This window comes from Isoptericola nanjingensis (assembly GCF_050311635.1).
In the GTDB taxonomy this organism is placed as follows: Bacteria; Actinomycetota; Actinomycetes; order Actinomycetales; family Cellulomonadaceae; genus Isoptericola; species Isoptericola nanjingensis.
In genome coordinates, this window is sequence record NZ_JBNOZL010000007.1 from 281892 (window position 1) to 296982 (window position 15091).

Here is a 15091-nt window from a genome sequence, read left to right on the forward strand (position 1 = left end):
CTCTCGCTGGTCGTCTCGGGCGGTCAGTGCTTGCCGAAGGTCGGGTTGTGGACCTTGCCGAGCGTGATGTGCACGGCCTGCTGGTCGGTGTAGAAGTCGATGGAGCGGTAGCCGCCCTCGTGGCCCAGGCCGGACGCCTTGACGCCGCCGAACGGGGTGCGCAGGTCGCGCACGTTGTTCGAGTTCAGCCAGACCATCCCGGCCTCGACGGCCTGGGAGAAGTTGTGGGCCCGCTTGAGGTCGTCGGTCCAGACGTAGGCGGCCAGGCCGTACTTCGTGTCGTTGGCCAGCTCGAGCGCCTCGGCGTCCGTGTCGAAGGGCGTGATGGCGACGACCGGGCCGAAGATCTCCTCCTGGAAGATCCGGGCGTCGGGCTTCACGTCCGCGAAGACCGTGGGGGCCACGAAGTTGCCCGTCTCGAAGCCGTCTGGGCGGCCGCCGCCCGCGACGAGCCGGCCCTCGGTCTTGCCGAGCTCGACGTAGCTCATGACCTTGTCGAAGTGCTCCGGGTGCACGAGGGCGCCCACCTCGGTGTCCTTCTCGTGCGGGTACCCGACGCGCACGCGCTTCGCCTGGGCGGCGTACCGCTCGACGAACTCGTCGTAGACGGCGCGCTCCACGAGGATGCGCGAGCCGGCCGTGCAGCGCTCGCCGTTGAGGGAGAAGACGCCGAAGATCGTCGCGTCGATCGCGGCGTCGAGGTCGGCGTCGGCGAAGACGACGGCGGGGGACTTGCCGCCGAGCTCCATCGACAGGCCCTTGAGGTACGGGGCGGCGTTGCCGAAGATCAGCCGGCCGGTGCTGCTCTCGCCGGTGAAGGAGATGAGCGGCACGTCAGGGTGCTTGACGAGCGCGTCGCCGGCCTCCTCGCCCAGGCCGTTGACCAGGTTGAACACGCCCTGGGGCAGCCCGGCCTCCTCGAAGATCCCCGCCCACAGGGACGCCGACAGCGGCGTGAACTCCGCGGGCTTGAGCACCACGGTGTTGCCGGTGGCGAGCGCGGGCGCGAGCTTCCACGACTCGAGCATGAACGGCGTGTTCCACGGCGTGATGAGCCCGGCGACGCCGATCGGCTTGCGGTTGACGTAGTTGATCTGGCGGCCGGGCACCTTGTAGGTGTCGTCGGCCTGCGCCACGATCAGGTCCGCGAAGAAGCGGAAGTTCTCGGCCGCGCGGCGGGCCTGGCCCAGCGCCTGCGTGATCGGCAGGCCGGAGTCGAAGGACTCCAGCTCGGCGAGGCGGGCGTCGCGCGACTCCACGAGGTCGGCGATCCGGTGCAGCACCCGCGAGCGCTCCCGGGGGAGCATCTTCGGCCACGGGCCCTCGGTGAACGCGCGTCGGGCGGCGACGACGGCGGCGTCGACGTCGGCCTTCTTGCCCGCGGCGGCCTGGAGGTACGTCTCGTTCGAGACCGGCTCCAGGACGTCGAACGTGGCGCCGTCGAGGGAGTCGACGAAGCGGCCGTCGATGTAGTGCCGGATCGCGGTGGGCAGGTCTGCGGGACGGTGTGTCTGCTGCGTGGTCTGCTCGGTCATCACTTCTCCGAAGGGTCGTGCCGGTGGGACGCCTGGCGGGCGAGCACGGCGTCGAGGGTGTTGGTGCGGTGGTGGCGGGCGGCGAGCTCGACGTCGAGCGCGGTCGTGCGGCCCTCGCGGAGCCCGCCGATCAGGTCGAGGATCCCGTCGTGCTCGGCGACCGACTCGCGCGCGCGGCCGGGCACGAACGAGAACGACGAGTCGCGCAGCACGGTCATGCGCCGCCAGCCTCGGTGCACGAGGTCGAGGACGTGCGGGTTGGGGCAGGGCTCGAACAGCACCGCGTGGAACTCGAGGTTGAGCTCGGTGAACCGGTGCGGGTCGAAGTCGGCGAGGCAGCGGCGCATCCGCTCGTTGACCGCGCGCGCGGCGTCGAGCTGCGCGGCGGACAGGTGCGGCGCGGACAGCGCGGTGGCGAAGCCCTCGACCAGCGCGAGCGTCTCCATCGTGTGCTGGTACTCGGTCTCCTGGAGGAGGGCGACCTGCGCGCCGACGTTGCGCTCGAACGTCACCAGGCCCTCCGCCTCGAGGCGGCGGATCGCCTCGCGCACCGGGACGACGGACATGTCGAGCTCGCCCGCGAGCTGCGCCAGCACCAGCCGGTAGCCGGGCACGAAGCGCCCGTCCTCGATCCGCTCGCGCAGGTAGGCGTACGCCCGCTGGGACTTGCTCACGGAGACCGTGGCCGGGGTGCTCATCCGGCACCCCCGGCCGTCTCGCGCTCGTAGCGGGCGCGCCACTCGGCGTTCATCGGGAACAGCCCGTCGACGGGCGCGCCGGCGGCGACCTGCTGTGCGACCCAGGCGTCGGCGGCCTCCTGGGCCTCGGCCTCGGCGAGCACCTCCTCGACGAGTGCCGGCGGGATGACGAGGACGCCGTCGCCGTCGCCCACGACGACGTCGCCCGGCTGCACCGCGGCGCCGCCGCACGCGACGGTCACGTCGGTCTCCCACGGCACGTGCCTGCGGCCGAGGACGGACGGGTGCGGGCCCTGGGAGAAGACGGGGATGCCGATCTCGGCCACGGCGTCGGCGTCGCGCACGCCGCCGTCGGTGACGATCGCGGCCGCACCGCGGACGTGGGCTCGCAGCGCGAGCACGTCGCCCACGGTGCCGGTGCCGCGCTCGCCGCGGGCCTCGACGACGATGACCTCGCCGGGCTCGACGGCGTCGAACGCGTGCTTCTGGGCGTTGAAGCCGCCGCCGTGGGAGGCGAACAGGTCGGGGCGGAACGGGATCAGCCGCAGCGTGCGGGCCGTGCCGACGAACCGGTCGCCGGGGTGGTTGCCGAAGACGCCCTCGACGAAGACGTCGGTGTAGCCGCGCTTGCGCAGCGCCGCCGACAGGGTGGCCACGGCGACGCCGGCGAACCGCTCGCGCATCGCGTCCGTGAGCGTGAAGGCCGGCTCGGGCGCGGGGGCCGGCGTGCCCCAGGCTTCGGCCCGCTGCGTGTCGTCCACCGCCGGCTTCGACCCGAAGTCGCCGAACGTGCGCGTGCCGGCGGTGACCGTCGTGACGAGGCGGCCGCTGGTCGGGGCGCCGGGCGCCTCCGGGGCGTCCACCTCGACCTCGACGACCTGCCCCGGCCCGACGACCGACGACCCCGCCGGCGTGCCGGTGAGGATCACGTCGCCGGGCTCCAGGGTGAGGTGCTGGGACAGGTCCGCGACGAGGCGGCCGAGGTCGAACAGCAGCGTGCCGGTGGAGTCGTCCTGGACGAGCTCGCCGTCCACCCAGGTGCGCACGCGCAGGCCTGCGGGGTCGACGTCGGACGCGGGGATCCAGCGAGGGCCGAGCGGCGTGTAGCCGTCGCCGCCCTTGTTGCGCAGGTTGGAGCCCTTGTCGGCGGCGCGCAGGTCGTAGAGGCCGAAGTCGTTGGCCGCGGTGACGGCGTCGACGTGGGACCAGCCGTCGGCGGGGGAGACCCAGCGCGCGGCGGTGCCGATGCGGATCGCGACCTCGCCCTCGAAGGCGAGGAGCTCCGTGCCGAGCGGCCGTTCGATCGTGTCCCCCGTCGCGGCGAGCGACGAGCCGGGCTTGAGGAAGTAGGACGGCTGGCTCGGCGTCCGGCCCCGCTGCGCTGCGCGGGACGGGTAGTTCAGGTGGACGGCGATGATCTTGCCGGGTCTGGGCTGGTCGTCGGTGACCACGGGCACCCCACTGTCGGTCGAGGCTGTCATGTCGTATCTCGGATGATATACGATCTCGCGAACTGCACCACCCCCCGCGGACTGACAGAGAGGTCTTCCGGACATGACCACCGGCACCGCAGCCGTCCCCAGCGACACCGCACGTCGCGAGCTCCGACGCGTCGCCTTCGCGACCGTCATCGGCACCACCATCGAGTGGTACGACTTCTTCCTCTACGCCAGCGCCGCCGGCCTCGTGTTCGGCACGCTGTTCTTCGAGCCCGCCGGTCCCGGCGCGGCCACCCTGCTGTCGTTCGCGACCGTGGGGATCAGCTTCCTGTTCCGACCCCTCGGCGCGTTCCTCGCGGGCCACTTCGGCGACAAGATCGGTCGCAAGGCGATGCTCGTCGTCACGCTCATGCTCATGGGCGGCGCGACGACGCTCATCGGCGTCCTGCCCACGTACGAGTCCATCGGCATCGCGGCGCCCGCGATGCTCGTGCTCCTGCGCATCGTGCAGGGGCTGTCGACCGGCGGCGAGTGGGGCGGCGCGGTCCTCATGGCCGTCGAGCACGCCCCCGACGGCCGGCGGGGCCGCATGGGCGCGTTCCCGCAGATCGGCGTCCCCATCGGCCTGCTGCTGGCCTCCGGCATGCTCGCCCTCATGACCGGCGTGATCTCCCCGGAGGACGCGTTCGTCGAGTGGGGCTGGCGCATCCCGTTCCTGCTGAGCGTGGTGCTCATCGTCGTCGGGATCGTCGTGCGGCGGTCCGTCGAGGAGAGCCCCGTCTTCCTCGAGATCGCCGAGAAGAAGGCCGCCGCCAAGACGCCGATCCTCACCCTGTTCCGCAAGCACTGGCTGCTCGTGCTGCTCGCCGCGCTGACGTTCGCCGGCAACAACGCCGCCGGCTACATGACCACCGGCGGCTACCTGCAGAACTACGCGACGACGCCGCTCACCGAGGGCGGCCTGGTCGGCATGGACCGCACGCCGGTGCTCCTCGCCGTCGCGGGCGCGTCCGTCGTGTGGCTCGCGTGCACCTTCGCCGCCGGCGCGGTCTCCGACCGGATCGGGCGCCGGAACACGTACATCATCGGCTGGCTGGCGTTCCTCGCCACCGTGTTCCTGCTGTTCCCGCTGGTCGACACCGGCAACCCCTGGCTGCTGTTCCTCGGTGTGTCGCTGTTCGCCGTCGGCAACGGGTTCACCTACGGCCAGCAGGCCGCATACTTCGCGGAGCTCTTCCCCGCGTCGATCCGCTACTCCGGCGTGTCCATCACGTACGCGATCGGCGCCATCCTGGGCGGCGCCTTCGCGCCCACCATCGCGGCCTGGCTCGTGCAGACGACGGGCACCGCGACGTCCGTCGCCTTCTACGTCGCCGGCGTCATGGTGGTGGCGTTCGCCGCCACGCTGCTGCTGCGCGACCGCACCGGCATCCCCCTCGGCCCGGAGCACGAGGACGAGCAGGCCGCCAGCCCGGTCTACGGAATCTCGAGGGCCTGACGCCGGCGCCGCCGGACCGGCCCGGTCACCGCAGGTTCTTGCGCACGCTCAGGTACTTGCTCTCGGTGGCCGGGCCCCACGTCCCGGTCGCGGACACGGACAGCACCCGCTGCAGCGCGGCGACGGCCTTGTCGTGCGCGGCACGGGACTTCGGGCCCCACTTGCCGTCTGCGGTGACACCCACGGCGCGCTGCGCCGTCTTCACGCCGTAGGGGAACTTCGTGCCGTGCATGCGGGAGGCGGCGCGGATCGCCTGCAGGCGCTGGTCGGTGTTCGCGCCCCACAGGTTGTCGCGCTGGGCCAGGGGGAAGTGGGCCACCTCCTGCAGCCGCTGCGTGGTGCGCGAGCCGGCCGGCGCGAGCACGGTGCCGCGGCCGTAGTTCGACGTCGTGCCGACGTCGACGTGCACGTGGTTGCGGTGGCTGGCGGCCGACCCGACCGTCCCGTCCCGCGCGTAGATCACGCCCAGGCCCATCGAGTCCGCCACCTTGATCGCGGTCCGCGCCCGGGAGCGCTCCGAGGAGGGCGCCCCGGCGGGGCCGTAGTTGAGGTCCGCCGCCAGGCCGTCGTAGTGCCAGGAGCTCTTCGAGTGCGCCCCGCGCGTCACGCCGCCGTACAACGGGTGCTCGGAGACCCGGAACCCGTAGGCCCGTGCCCAGCTCAGGTAGTGCCGGAGCGTCGTGGACGAGCTCTTCTGGCGGCCGATGCCCAGGGCCAGCGGTCCCTCGACGGGCCGTGCGGCCGCTTCCGAGCGCTCGGGCGCCTGCGGAGCGGCGACCACGGGCGCCGCGCCGACCGGGGCGAGCAGGACGGCGCAGACTCCGGCGGCCGCGAGGATCCGGCGGGGCCGGGCGGGGACGGGGGGACGAGCACTCATGGACACCTCGCTCCTCGGTGGGACGGCGGGCTCCGCGGTGCATGGTCGCCCTGAGCCACCATGCATGGCCGGCGTCGGTTCTGCCAGGCGACGGTGTCCGGCCCTCAGCCGCCGAGGGCCTCCCGCACGGCGCTCGCCGACGCGGTGAGGCGCGCGGCGATCTGCTCGTGGTCGATCGGGCTGGCGACGTGCACCACCGCGACGGCCGCCGGCCCGCGCCCGCGCAGCGCGAGCGGCACCGCGACCGACTCGAGGCTGGGGATGACCTCGTCGTGGCTGGTGGCGAAGCCGCGCTCCGCGGCCTGGGCGACGGTGGCGATCAGCCCCTCGGGCGCGTCCGCCGGCCACTGCGCACGGGGGAGCAGCGTGAGGATCGCCTTGCCGGGCGCGCCGACCGTGACCGGGTGCCGGGTGCCGGGCCGCTGCGCCACGGGCGCGACGGCGTGCCGCGGCTCGACGCTGACGAGGGTCACGCACTCGTCGTGGTCGAGGACGGCGAGGAAGCAGGTCATCCCCAGCTCGTTCGCGACGGCGGTGAGCTCGGGGAGCGCCTCGGCCTGCAGGTCGTGGGCCACGCCCGCGGCGAGCGCCGCCATGCGGGCGCCGAGCGCGACGCCGCCGTTCGCGTCGCGCACCACGAGCCCGTGGTGCTCCAGCGTGCGCAGCAGCCGGTAGGCGATGGAGCGGTGCACCCCGAGCAGCCCGGCGACGTCGTCGATGGTCAGGGGCGCGCGGGCGTCGGCGAGGACCTCCAGGATGCGGATGCCGCGGCTGAGGGTCTGCGACGGGGGTGGGCCGGCGTCGGGCATCGTCGTCCTTCCGGTGGGTTACGCTGAATTCAATAGTAGAACGTCGTGTTCGAATATAGAACGCGATCGCAGCGAACGCCACGCTCGACACGGAGGTCGGGTCGCGCATCGACGACGATGAGGAGAGCTCGTGCAGTTCCACCACCACGGTTACGTCTCCGGCGACCCGCGGGTGCTGCCGCCCGCAGGCACCGGCGTGGACCGGCCCGACGAGCTGCCCGACGAGGTCGACGTGCTCGTCGTCGGCTCGGGCCCGGCGGGCATGCTGCTCGCCGCGCAGATGTCGCGGTACCCCGGCGTCACGACCCGCCTCATCGAGAGGCGCGAGGGCCGGCTGGTGCTCGGCCAGGCCGACGGCATCCAGCCGCGCAGCGTCGAGACCTTCGATGCCTTCGGCTTCGCGGAGCGGATCATCGCCGAGGCCTACAACATCGGCTGGATGAACTTCTGGGGCCCCGACCCCGAGAACCCGAAGCACATCGTGCGCACCTCGCGCACCGAGGACTACGGCCTCAAGATCAGCGAGTACCCGCACCTCATCGTCAACCAGGCCCGCGTGCTCGACTACTTCGCCGAGGCCGCCGCGCTGGGCCCCGCCCGCATCGTGCCCGACTACGGCGTGGAGTTCCTCGGCCTCACCGTGCACGAGGGGGACGAGCACCCCGTCGAGGTGCGCGTCCGGTACGTGGGCGGCGTTCGCGCGGGGGAGGAGCGGACCGTCCGGGCCAGGTACGTCGCCGGGTGCGACGGCGCCCGCAGCGCGGTGCGCGAGGCGATCGGGCGCAAGCACGTCGGCGAGCTCGCGGCGCACGCCTGGGGCGTGATGGACGTGCTCGTCAACACCGACTTCCCCGACTGGCGCACCAAGTGCGCGATCAACTCCGAGGCCGGGAACATCCTGCTCATCCCCCGCGAGGGCGGGTATCTCTGCCGCGTCTACGTGGACCTCGGCGAGGTCGCCGCGGACGACCACCACCGGGTGCGCAGCACGCCGATCGAGGAGATCGTGGGGCGGGCCAACGAGATCCTCACGCCCTACGCCCTCGACGTGAAGGAGGTGGCCTGGCACAGCGTGTACGAGGTCGGCCACCGCGTCACCGACAAGTTCGACGACGTGCCCGACGGCGAGGAGCACCGCACCCCGCGCGTCTTCCTCACCGGCGACGCCTGCCACACGCACAGCGCCAAGGCCGGGCAGGGGATGAACGTGTCCATGCAGGACGGGTTCAACCTGGGCTGGAAGCTCGGGTCCGTGCTCACGGGCCTCAGCCCCGAGTCGCTCCTGGCCACGTACTCCGCCGAGCGGCAGCCCGTGGCGCAGCAGCTCATCGACTTCGACCGCGAGTGGTCCAGCCTCATGGCCCGCAAGCCCGAGGAGATCTCCGACCCGCAGGAGCTGGCCCACTACTACCTCGCGACGTCCGAGTTCCCGTCCGGGTTCATGACGCGGTACGAGCCGTCGGCGATCGTGGGAGGCTCCGCCCGGCAGGAGCTGGCCGCGGGGTTCCCGCTCGGCAAGCGGTTCAAGTCCGCCGAGGTGACGCGCGTCTGCGACGGCAACGCCGTGCACCTGGGGCACCACGCCAAGGCCGACGGCCGGTGGCGGGTCTACGCGTTCGCCGACGCCGCCGCGCCGGGCGAGGGCTCCGCCCTGGACGCCTGGGCGGCCTGGCTCGCCTCGCCCGGGTCGCCCCTGGCCCGGTTCACCCCCGAGGGGTCCGACGTCGACGCCGTCCTCGACGTGAAGGTCGTCTACCAGCAGGCCTTCCAGGACGTCGACCTCGCGGCCGTGCCCGACGTGTTCCGCCCCCGGACCGGCCCGCTGGGGCTCACCGACTGGGAGAAGGTGTACGCCGCCGGGCCCACCGTGTGGACCTCGGGCGACATCTTCGCGGAGCGCGAGCTGTCCCGCGACGGCGTGGTCGTCGTCGTGCGCCCCGACCAGTACGTGGCGCACGTGCTGCCGCTCGACGCCACCGACGAGCTCGCCGAGTTCTTCGCCGGGGTGTTCGTCGGCCGCTGAGCTATCGTCCCCAGGACGCTGACCGCGATCGAGGGGAGCAGGCCGTGCTCGTCCGCCACCGGGGGGTCGCCCCGTCCGTCCACCCGACCGCGTGGGTCGCCCCGACCGCCGTGCTCGTCGGGGACGTGACCGTCGCGGCCGGGGCCCGCGTGCTGCACGGCGCCGTCCTGAGCGCCGAGGACGGCGCCGTCGTCGTGGGCGAGGACAGCGTGGTCATGGAGCACGCTCTCGTCCGCGGGCGGGCCGGCCACGACGCGCGGATCGGTGCCGCCGTCCTGGTGGGCCCGCACGCCCACGTCAACGGCAGCGCGGTCGAGGACGAGGTGTTCGTCGCGACCGGGGCCGCGCTGTTCCCCGGCAGCCGGATCGGCACCGGGGCCGAGGTGCGCATCCACGGGGTGGTGCAGGTCAACACCGTGCTCCCGCCCGGGGCGCTCGTCCCGATCGGCTGGGTCGCGGTGGGCGACCCCGCGCAGATCCTGCCGCCCGACCGGCACGACGACATCTGGGCCGTGCAGCGCGAGCTCGACTTCCCCGGCACGGTCTACGGCGTGGGGCGCGACGTGCCGATGCGCGAGCTGATGCGCCGCCAGTCGGAGCTCTATGGTGCGCACCGCGACGACGAGGTGCTGCCGGGGTGACGCGTGGGCGATCATCGTCCGCATGACGCTGACGCTCCGCCCTCCACGGCTCGACGACGAGGCCGCGCTGCGGCGCATGCACGACCAGCTCGCGCCGGACGGGTTCACGTTCCTCCAGCACGGCGGGACGTGGGAGCAGGTGATCGCGGCCGTGCGTCGCGAGTCGCTCGGGGAGGACCTCGCCCCGGGGCGGGTGCGGTGCGACTTCCTCGTCGCCGAGGTCGACGGCGTCCCCGTGGGCCGGGTGTCCGTGCGGCACGAGCTCACCGACTACCTGCGCGCGATCGGCGGGCACGTCGGGTACGCGGTCGCGCCGGAGCACCGCCGCCGGGGGTACGCGACGGCGATGCTGCGGCAGTCCGTCGAGCTCCTCGCCGAGGGCGGCGTCGAGCGGGTGCTCGTCACCTGCGACGTCGACAACGTCGGCTCCGCCGCCGTCATCGAGGCGTGCGGCGGCGTGCTGGAGGACGTGCGCACGCGCGGCGACCAGACGAAGCGGCGCTACTGGATCGCCGCGGCCGGATGACCGACCTCCTGCGCGTGCGTGAGTGGGGCGAGGGGGACCGCACCGCGGTGCTGCTGCACGGCTTCATGGGGTCCGCGGACTCCTGGTGGCGGGTCGGACCTGCGCTCGCGGAGGCCGGCTGGCGGGTCCTCGCGCCCGACCTGCCCGGGCACGGCCGGTCCCCGCGCGACCCGCGGCTCACCGTGCCGCGGGCGGCGCGTGCCGTCGTCGCGACGCTCCGCGCGAGGACCGTCGTCGCCCCCGGGCTCGCCGTCGGCCACTCCTTCGGCGGGGTGGTGCTGGCCGCCGCGCGCGAGGAGCTGCGGCCCGCGCGGACCGTGCTGGTGGACGCCGTGCCCCGGTTCCACGGTGGTGGTGCCCGGGCGGCGCTGCTCGCCGGCTACGCCCGCGACCGGCGCGCCCGCACCGCGGACGAGCTGCGTCGCACCCGGCCGCACTACGGCGACGAGGACGTGCGCGTCGAGGCCGCGGCGGCGGACGCGTTCGACCCGGAGACCGGGGCGGCCGTCGCCTCCTCCGCCGACGGTGCGTGGCCGCTCCCGGACGGTGCCGTCGTGATCCGGGCGTCGCCGAGCGCGTTCGTCACCGACGAGGACGCGGCGGCGCTGGCGCGGGACGGGGTCGTGGTGCGCGACGTGCCGGGGGCGGCGCACTCCGTCTGGTACAGCCACTACGACGCGTTCATGGCGGCGCTCCGCGCGTCGTTGCCGGGCTGACCGGTCAGGCGGCGCGCGACGACCAGCCGTCGCGCCGATACTGGGGGGCGACCAGGAGTGCCCAGCGGCCGAGGAGGGCCCGACGATGGCCGACCTGATGATCGACTACATCACCTCGCTCGACGGGTTCGGATCCGCCGACGGGTGGCCCGGCCTGTGGGGGATGGGCGGGCCGGACTACTTCGCGTTCCTCGAGGAGGAGGGCCGGCAGGATTACACGACCCTGCTGGGCGCCACGACCTACCGGATGTTCGCCGAGTTCGCGGAGACCGGCGAGGAGGAGATGGCCGAGGTCACCGCCCGTCCCAAGATCGTGTTCTCCCGTACGCTCACCGAGCCGCTGGGGTGGGCGAACACCACCCTCGTCGCGGGTGACGCCGTCGAGGCCGTGCGTGCGATGAAGCACGCCGACGTCCCGCTCCGGACCATCGGCAGCCCCAGCCTGTGCCGTTCCCTGCTGCGGGCGGGACTCGTCGACCGCGTGCGGGTCGTCGTCTTCCCCGTCGTCAACGGTGCGACCGGCCACGACCGGCTCTACGACGGCTGGCCGGACGTCCGCCTCGAGCTCCTCGACAGCCGGACCCTCGACGGCCGCCTCGCGCTGCTCGAGTACGCCCCGACCGTGCTGGACGGGCCGCCCGGCGCGGACTGAGCCGACCGTCAGAAGGGTGGCAGCCCAGGTTCGGGTGCCAGTGGTGCTGAGGGAGGGAAGTACCCCGCCCCGTCGGACACCGGCGCCTCGGTCGCGGACTCGCGTGCGAGATGCTCGGCTGCGGTGGCCCACTCGTCCAGGTGGTCGAGGGTGTGGTCGGCGGTGCCGGGGCTGGTGAGGTAGGTGCGGCCGCGGGGTGAGGTCCAGGCCAGGACGCCGTGGTCGAGCTGTTCGACCTGCCAGCGCGACTCGTGCTTGAGCGTGTGGTGCTTGCGGCACAGCGAGGCGAGGTTGCCCGCGTCGGTGGCGCCGCCGTCGGCCCAGGCGGTGGTGTGGTCGACGTCGCAGCGGCGTGCGGGCACGCGGCAGCCGGGGAACCGGCACGTCAGGTCGCGCTGGGTGAGGAAGGCGCGCAGGTCGGTGGGCACGACGTAGCTGCGCCGGTCCACGGTGAGCATGGCGCCCATGACGGGGTCGGTCAGTACGCGCCGGAGCGTGGGGGCGCGCGCGACCAGGTGTCGGGCGGTCTCCGCGTCGATCGGTGTCGTGCCGTCCAGCAACCCGGATCCCTCGCCGGTGCCGGCCAGCGTGGTGACCGGCACCGTCACGTGCACCACGGGACGGATCGCGCGCGCCAGCGTGGCCAACGGGTCCGGCGGCAGGTCCGGTGGAGGGCCGGGTGGGGGTGGTTCGGGTGGGAGCAGGTCTGGAGGGAGCCGATCGGGCGCCCGGCCTGCGGGGCCGCGCCCCTCGTCGCCGAGCAGGAGGGCGGTCAGCGTGGCGGCGCGCAGCTGCCCCACCCCGCGTGGATCCCCGGCGTCCTTGGCGCGCGCGGCGGTGCGGGTCAACCGGTCGTGGATCGCGTGAGCGACCGGGGTGGGCAGGTGCGCGGTCAGCCAGGACATGCCGTCCTTGCCATCGTCGACCCACGCGTCCGCGCGCAGGGCCGCGGCCTCGTAGCGAACCTCCGCGGGCACCGGGTGCAGCCGGTCCCGGGCCGCGCGGGCCAGTGCCCCGAACCGCGCCGCCGTCAGGGCGGGAGCCCGATCCAGGACCGCCCGCTCGACCTGCGCGGCCACCGCGGCAGGCAGGTCGGCGACGGCGTCCGCAAGCTTCGACGCGTGCTGATAGGAGATGGCCCCCGCGCACAGCGCGTCTAGCGTCGCGGTCGCCTTCGAGGTCAGGACATCCGCGTCCGCGAGCCACCCCTGCGCGACGTGCTCGCTCACCCCGAGCGCGCACGCCACCTCCGCCACCAGCGCGCGGTGCGCGACCGAGCCGCGGCGCCCTGTCGGCGCGGCCATCACCCGCGACACCTCGAGGTCCAGCATCGCCACCTCGTCCGTCGAGGCAAGGACCTCGGCCAACGCCGCCGTGCGCCGTCCAGCCGCCGCGTTCGCCACCACCTGCGCGTCCGCGGCCTCGTCCAGGGCACCGTCCAGCCGCGAGGCGGCGATGCCCTGGCCTGTCGTCATGGAGCAAGTCAACCAGCCGCCACCGACACTCGTTCGAACAGGCGTTCGACCTGCGGGAAAGTCTGTGGAGGACGGCTGGCATGCCGGCGGTCAGGTTTCGGGATACACCTCGACGTCGAACTTGAGGAGGACGGGCCGTCCGTTCGTCATCCCCGCGCACTCGGGCCCGCCCGACGCCGTCCGGCCGCGCCGCTCGACCTCGGCCAGCACGGCGTCGTCGCTCGGGCCGGTGCCAGCCGCCCCGGAGGCGTGGACGATCCGCTGCGCCTCGGCGCGGTCGGCGACCTCCAGCTCGATGCGCATCGTCGGCATGGGGCCGGGCTAGATGCCGGCGAGTGGGTCAGCGGGTCCGGTTCACGCGCAGGATCTCCTCCTGGTACGGGGCGACGACGGTGGGGGACACGCGGCAGTCGAGCATGAGGAAGCGGCGCCGGTCGACGGGCTCGCGCGCCCAGGTGCCGAGGCGGTCGAGGTCGGCGAGGCTGCGCACGACGACGCCCTCCGCGCCGACGGCGGCGGCGAGCGCGGCGAAGTCGGTCTCGGGGATACGCATGGGCTCCTCGGCGAGGCCCTGGCGCCCGTAGACGTGCACCTCGGCGCCGTAGACGGCGTCGTTCCACACGACGGCGACGCCGCGGCCGCCCGCGGTGCGCACGGCGGTCTCGAGGTCGGCCAGGGCCATGAGCCCGCCGCCGTCACCGGTGGTGAGCACGACGGTGGCGTCCGGCCGGGCCGCGGCCGCGCCGGCGACGCTGGGGAAGCCCAGCCCGATGGACTGGAAGGCGGTGCCGACCATCATCATCCGGTCGGGCGACGCCACGGGCCAGTACATGTTGGCCCAGCCGATGAAGTGGCCGCCGTCGGACACGACCACCCGGTCGGCGGGGAGCAGCGCGCCGATGCGGCTCGCGACGCCGCGCGGGTCGAGGCGCCCGTCGGCGGCGAGGCCGTCGGCGGGCCCCGTGTCGTAGGTGCGGGCGGCGGCGACGTCCACGGAGTCGCGCCAGCCCGACGGCGCGGCGCCGAGGGCGCGCAGCTCGTCGAGCAGGGCGCCGGTGACGAGCGCGGCGTCGCCGCGGACGAACGAGCCCACGTGGCGGTGCGTCGCGGCCTGCGCGACGTCCACCTGGACCACGCGGGTGCCGGGGGAGAAGAGCTCGCCGAACCGCATCGTGAACTGGTTGAGCGACGCGCCCACGACGACGGCGACGTCCGCCTCGCGCACCAGCGCCATCGCGCCGTCGGCGCCGAACCCGCCGGCGACGCCGAGGTCGTACCGGCCGTCGGGGAAGACGCCGCGGCCCAGCGCCGTCGTCGCCGTGAGCGCGCCGGTGGCGTCCGCGAGCTCGCCGAGCGCCGTGCTCGCGCCGGCCAGCCAGGCGCCGCGGCCCGCGAGGAGCAGGGGGCGCTCGGCCCCGGCGAGGGCGTGCGCGAGCTCGGTGATCGCGGCGGCGTCGAACGGGCCGGCGGGCGCGAGCGGCCCGGGGAGGGCGGGCTCGGGCGCCTCGGGCACCGGGCCGGCCTCGAGCGCGGCGACGTCGTAGGGGATGGCCAGCACGACGGGCACGCGGTAGGTGAGCGAGTGCTCGACGGCGATCACGGTGGTCGCCGCGGCGTCCGCGCGGCCGACGGTATAGGTGCGCGCGCCGACGGCGGCGGCCAGCGCGATCTGGTCCACGTCCCACGGGCGGGGGCCCGACGTCGGCTCGTCGCCCGCGAGGAGCACGAGCGGCACGCGGGCCTGCGCGGCCTCGGCGAGCGCCGTCAACGTGTTGGTGAAGCCGGCGCCGTAGGTGACGGTCGCGGCGGCGATGCGGCCGGAGGCGCGGAAGTAGGCGTCGGCGGCGACGACGCCGCCGGCCTCGTGCCGGACGGCGGTGAACCGGGCGGCCGCGGTGCGCTCGACGTCGTCGAGGAACCAGGCGTTGCCGTTGCCCATGACGCCGAAGACGTGGTCGACGTGCTGGGCGAGGGTGCGGGCGACATGCGCGGACACGGTGGGCACGGGGCCTCCAGGGGAACAGTGACGGATGAGTGGTGCGGTCCGTATGTGTCCCGTGCGGTCCCGACGCCGGGTCCGACGTGCTGGCTGTGCAGCGTGACTGCCGGTGACCGGGCTGCCGTGCGCCCCTTTTTCGAGCGCAAGGCGGCGCGGGTCCGCCTCGACGCCGCGAGTATATCCACCGGTCGGGCGCGATCTTC

At 74.1% G+C, this 15091-nt stretch carries 14 protein-coding genes; 6 read left to right on the forward strand and 8 right to left on the reverse strand.

What is annotated here, in order from left to right:
• Positions 1-23 precede the first annotated feature (23 nt).
• Genes hpaE through ACQP6G_RS15740 form a run of 3 tightly spaced genes read right to left on the reverse strand, consistent with a single transcriptional unit; the run spans position 24 to position 3714 of the window.
• Positions 24-1535 (reverse strand): 5-carboxymethyl-2-hydroxymuconate semialdehyde dehydrogenase, encoded by a 1512-nt coding sequence (gene hpaE / locus ACQP6G_RS15730; protein ID WP_429765606.1) that lies wholly within the window; start codon positions 1533-1535, stop codon positions 24-26.
• Positions 1535-2233: a GntR family transcriptional regulator gene (locus ACQP6G_RS15735; protein ID WP_429765607.1), complete on the reverse strand. Its 699-nt coding sequence runs from the start codon at positions 2231-2233 to the stop codon at positions 1535-1537. The genes hpaE and ACQP6G_RS15735 overlap by 1 nt, the downstream gene beginning before the upstream one ends.
• Entirely contained in the window at positions 2230-3714 is a 1485-nt protein-coding gene (locus ACQP6G_RS15740; protein ID WP_429765608.1) for a fumarylacetoacetate hydrolase family protein, read from the reverse strand. Before ACQP6G_RS15740 ends, ACQP6G_RS15735 begins: the two co-directional genes overlap by 4 nt.
• A 73-nt stretch (positions 3715-3787) precedes the next feature.
• On the opposite strand from ACQP6G_RS15740, the gene ACQP6G_RS15745 reads away from it, so the two are divergent.
• Positions 3788-5170: an MFS transporter gene (locus tag ACQP6G_RS15745; RefSeq protein WP_429765609.1), complete on the forward strand. Its 1383-nt coding sequence runs from the start codon at positions 3788-3790 to the stop codon at positions 5168-5170.
• Positions 5171-5195: 25 nt separating this feature from the next.
• Here the strand turns inward: ACQP6G_RS15745 and ACQP6G_RS15750 are convergent, their stop codons facing one another.
• Entirely contained in the window at positions 5196-6047 is an 852-nt protein-coding gene (locus tag ACQP6G_RS15750) for a hypothetical protein (RefSeq protein WP_429765611.1), read from the reverse strand.
• A gap of 104 nt (positions 6048-6151) precedes the next feature.
• Positions 6152-6856, reverse strand: a complete 705-nt coding sequence (locus ACQP6G_RS15755) for an IclR family transcriptional regulator (RefSeq protein WP_429765612.1) — start codon at positions 6854-6856, stop codon at positions 6152-6154.
• Between the two features lie 130 nt (positions 6857-6986).
• Between ACQP6G_RS15755 and ACQP6G_RS15760 the strand changes: the two genes are divergently transcribed.
• From ACQP6G_RS15760 to ACQP6G_RS15780, 5 genes are all read left to right on the forward strand, one after another.
• Positions 6987-8879 (forward strand): FAD-dependent monooxygenase, encoded by a 1893-nt coding sequence (locus tag ACQP6G_RS15760; RefSeq protein WP_429765613.1) that lies wholly within the window; start codon positions 6987-6989, stop codon positions 8877-8879.
• 44 nt (positions 8880-8923) lie between these two features.
• The gene (locus ACQP6G_RS15765) at positions 8924-9520 is read left to right on the forward strand and encodes a gamma carbonic anhydrase family protein (RefSeq protein ID WP_429765615.1); all 597 of its coding nucleotides are present in this window, start codon (positions 8924-8926) and stop codon (positions 9518-9520) included.
• A gap of 22 nt (positions 9521-9542) precedes the next feature.
• On the forward strand, positions 9543-10046 hold the full coding sequence (locus ACQP6G_RS15770; protein ID WP_429765617.1) for a GNAT family N-acetyltransferase: 504 nt from the start codon (positions 9543-9545) through the stop codon (positions 10044-10046).
• Positions 10043-10762 (forward strand): alpha/beta fold hydrolase, encoded by a 720-nt coding sequence (locus ACQP6G_RS15775; protein ID WP_429765619.1) that lies wholly within the window; start codon positions 10043-10045, stop codon positions 10760-10762. The genes ACQP6G_RS15770 and ACQP6G_RS15775 overlap by 4 nt, the downstream gene beginning before the upstream one ends.
• Positions 10763-10847: 85 nt before the next feature.
• Positions 10848-11414 carry a dihydrofolate reductase family protein gene (locus ACQP6G_RS15780; RefSeq protein WP_429765620.1) on the forward strand — a complete coding sequence of 189 codons (567 nt, stop codon included), beginning with the start codon at positions 10848-10850 and terminating at the stop codon, positions 11412-11414.
• Positions 11415-11422: 8 nt separating this feature from the next.
• On the opposite strand, the gene ACQP6G_RS15785 is transcribed toward ACQP6G_RS15780, so the two are convergent.
• The 3 genes from ACQP6G_RS15785 to ACQP6G_RS15795 all read right to left on the reverse strand — a co-directional run bounded on the left by ACQP6G_RS15785 (position 11423) and on the right by ACQP6G_RS15795 (position 14894).
• Positions 11423-12889: an HNH endonuclease signature motif containing protein gene (locus tag ACQP6G_RS15785; RefSeq protein WP_429765622.1), complete on the reverse strand. Its 1467-nt coding sequence runs from the start codon at positions 12887-12889 to the stop codon at positions 11423-11425.
• 90 nt (positions 12890-12979) lie between these two features.
• A complete protein-coding gene (locus ACQP6G_RS15790; protein WP_429765624.1) occupies positions 12980-13201 on the reverse strand; it encodes a hypothetical protein in 222 nt (73 codons plus the stop codon).
• Between the two features lie 28 nt (positions 13202-13229).
• A complete protein-coding gene (locus ACQP6G_RS15795; RefSeq protein WP_429765626.1) occupies positions 13230-14894 on the reverse strand; it encodes a thiamine pyrophosphate-binding protein in 1665 nt (554 codons plus the stop codon).
• Positions 14895-15091 lie beyond the last annotated feature (197 nt).

Coding starts and splice junctions, on each gene's coding strand:
- ACQP6G_RS15755 (WP_429765612.1), bottom strand. CDS start 6,856: ATGCCCGACGCCGGCCCACCCCCGTCGCAGACCCTCAGCCGCGGCATC.
- ACQP6G_RS15745 (WP_429765609.1), top strand. CDS start 3,788: ATGACCACCGGCACCGCAGCCGTCCCCAGCGACACCGCACGTCGCGAG.
- ACQP6G_RS15770 (WP_429765617.1), top strand. CDS start 9,543: ATGACGCTGACGCTCCGCCCTCCACGGCTCGACGACGAGGCCGCGCTG.
- ACQP6G_RS15780 (WP_429765620.1), top strand. CDS start 10,848: ATGGCCGACCTGATGATCGACTACATCACCTCGCTCGACGGGTTCGGA.
- ACQP6G_RS15735 (WP_429765607.1), bottom strand. CDS start 2,233: ATGAGCACCCCGGCCACGGTCTCCGTGAGCAAGTCCCAGCGGGCGTAC.
- ACQP6G_RS15740 (WP_429765608.1), bottom strand. CDS start 3,714: ATGACAGCCTCGACCGACAGTGGGGTGCCCGTGGTCACCGACGACCAG.
- ACQP6G_RS15775 (WP_429765619.1), top strand. CDS start 10,043: ATGACCGACCTCCTGCGCGTGCGTGAGTGGGGCGAGGGGGACCGCACC.
- ACQP6G_RS15785 (WP_429765622.1), bottom strand. CDS start 12,889: ATGACGACAGGCCAGGGCATCGCCGCCTCGCGGCTGGACGGTGCCCTG.
- ACQP6G_RS15750 (WP_429765611.1), bottom strand. CDS start 6,047: ATGAGTGCTCGTCCCCCCGTCCCCGCCCGGCCCCGCCGGATCCTCGCG.
- hpaE (WP_429765606.1), bottom strand. CDS start 1,535: ATGACCGAGCAGACCACGCAGCAGACACACCGTCCCGCAGACCTGCCC.
- ACQP6G_RS15790 (WP_429765624.1), bottom strand. CDS start 13,201: ATGCCGACGATGCGCATCGAGCTGGAGGTCGCCGACCGCGCCGAGGCG.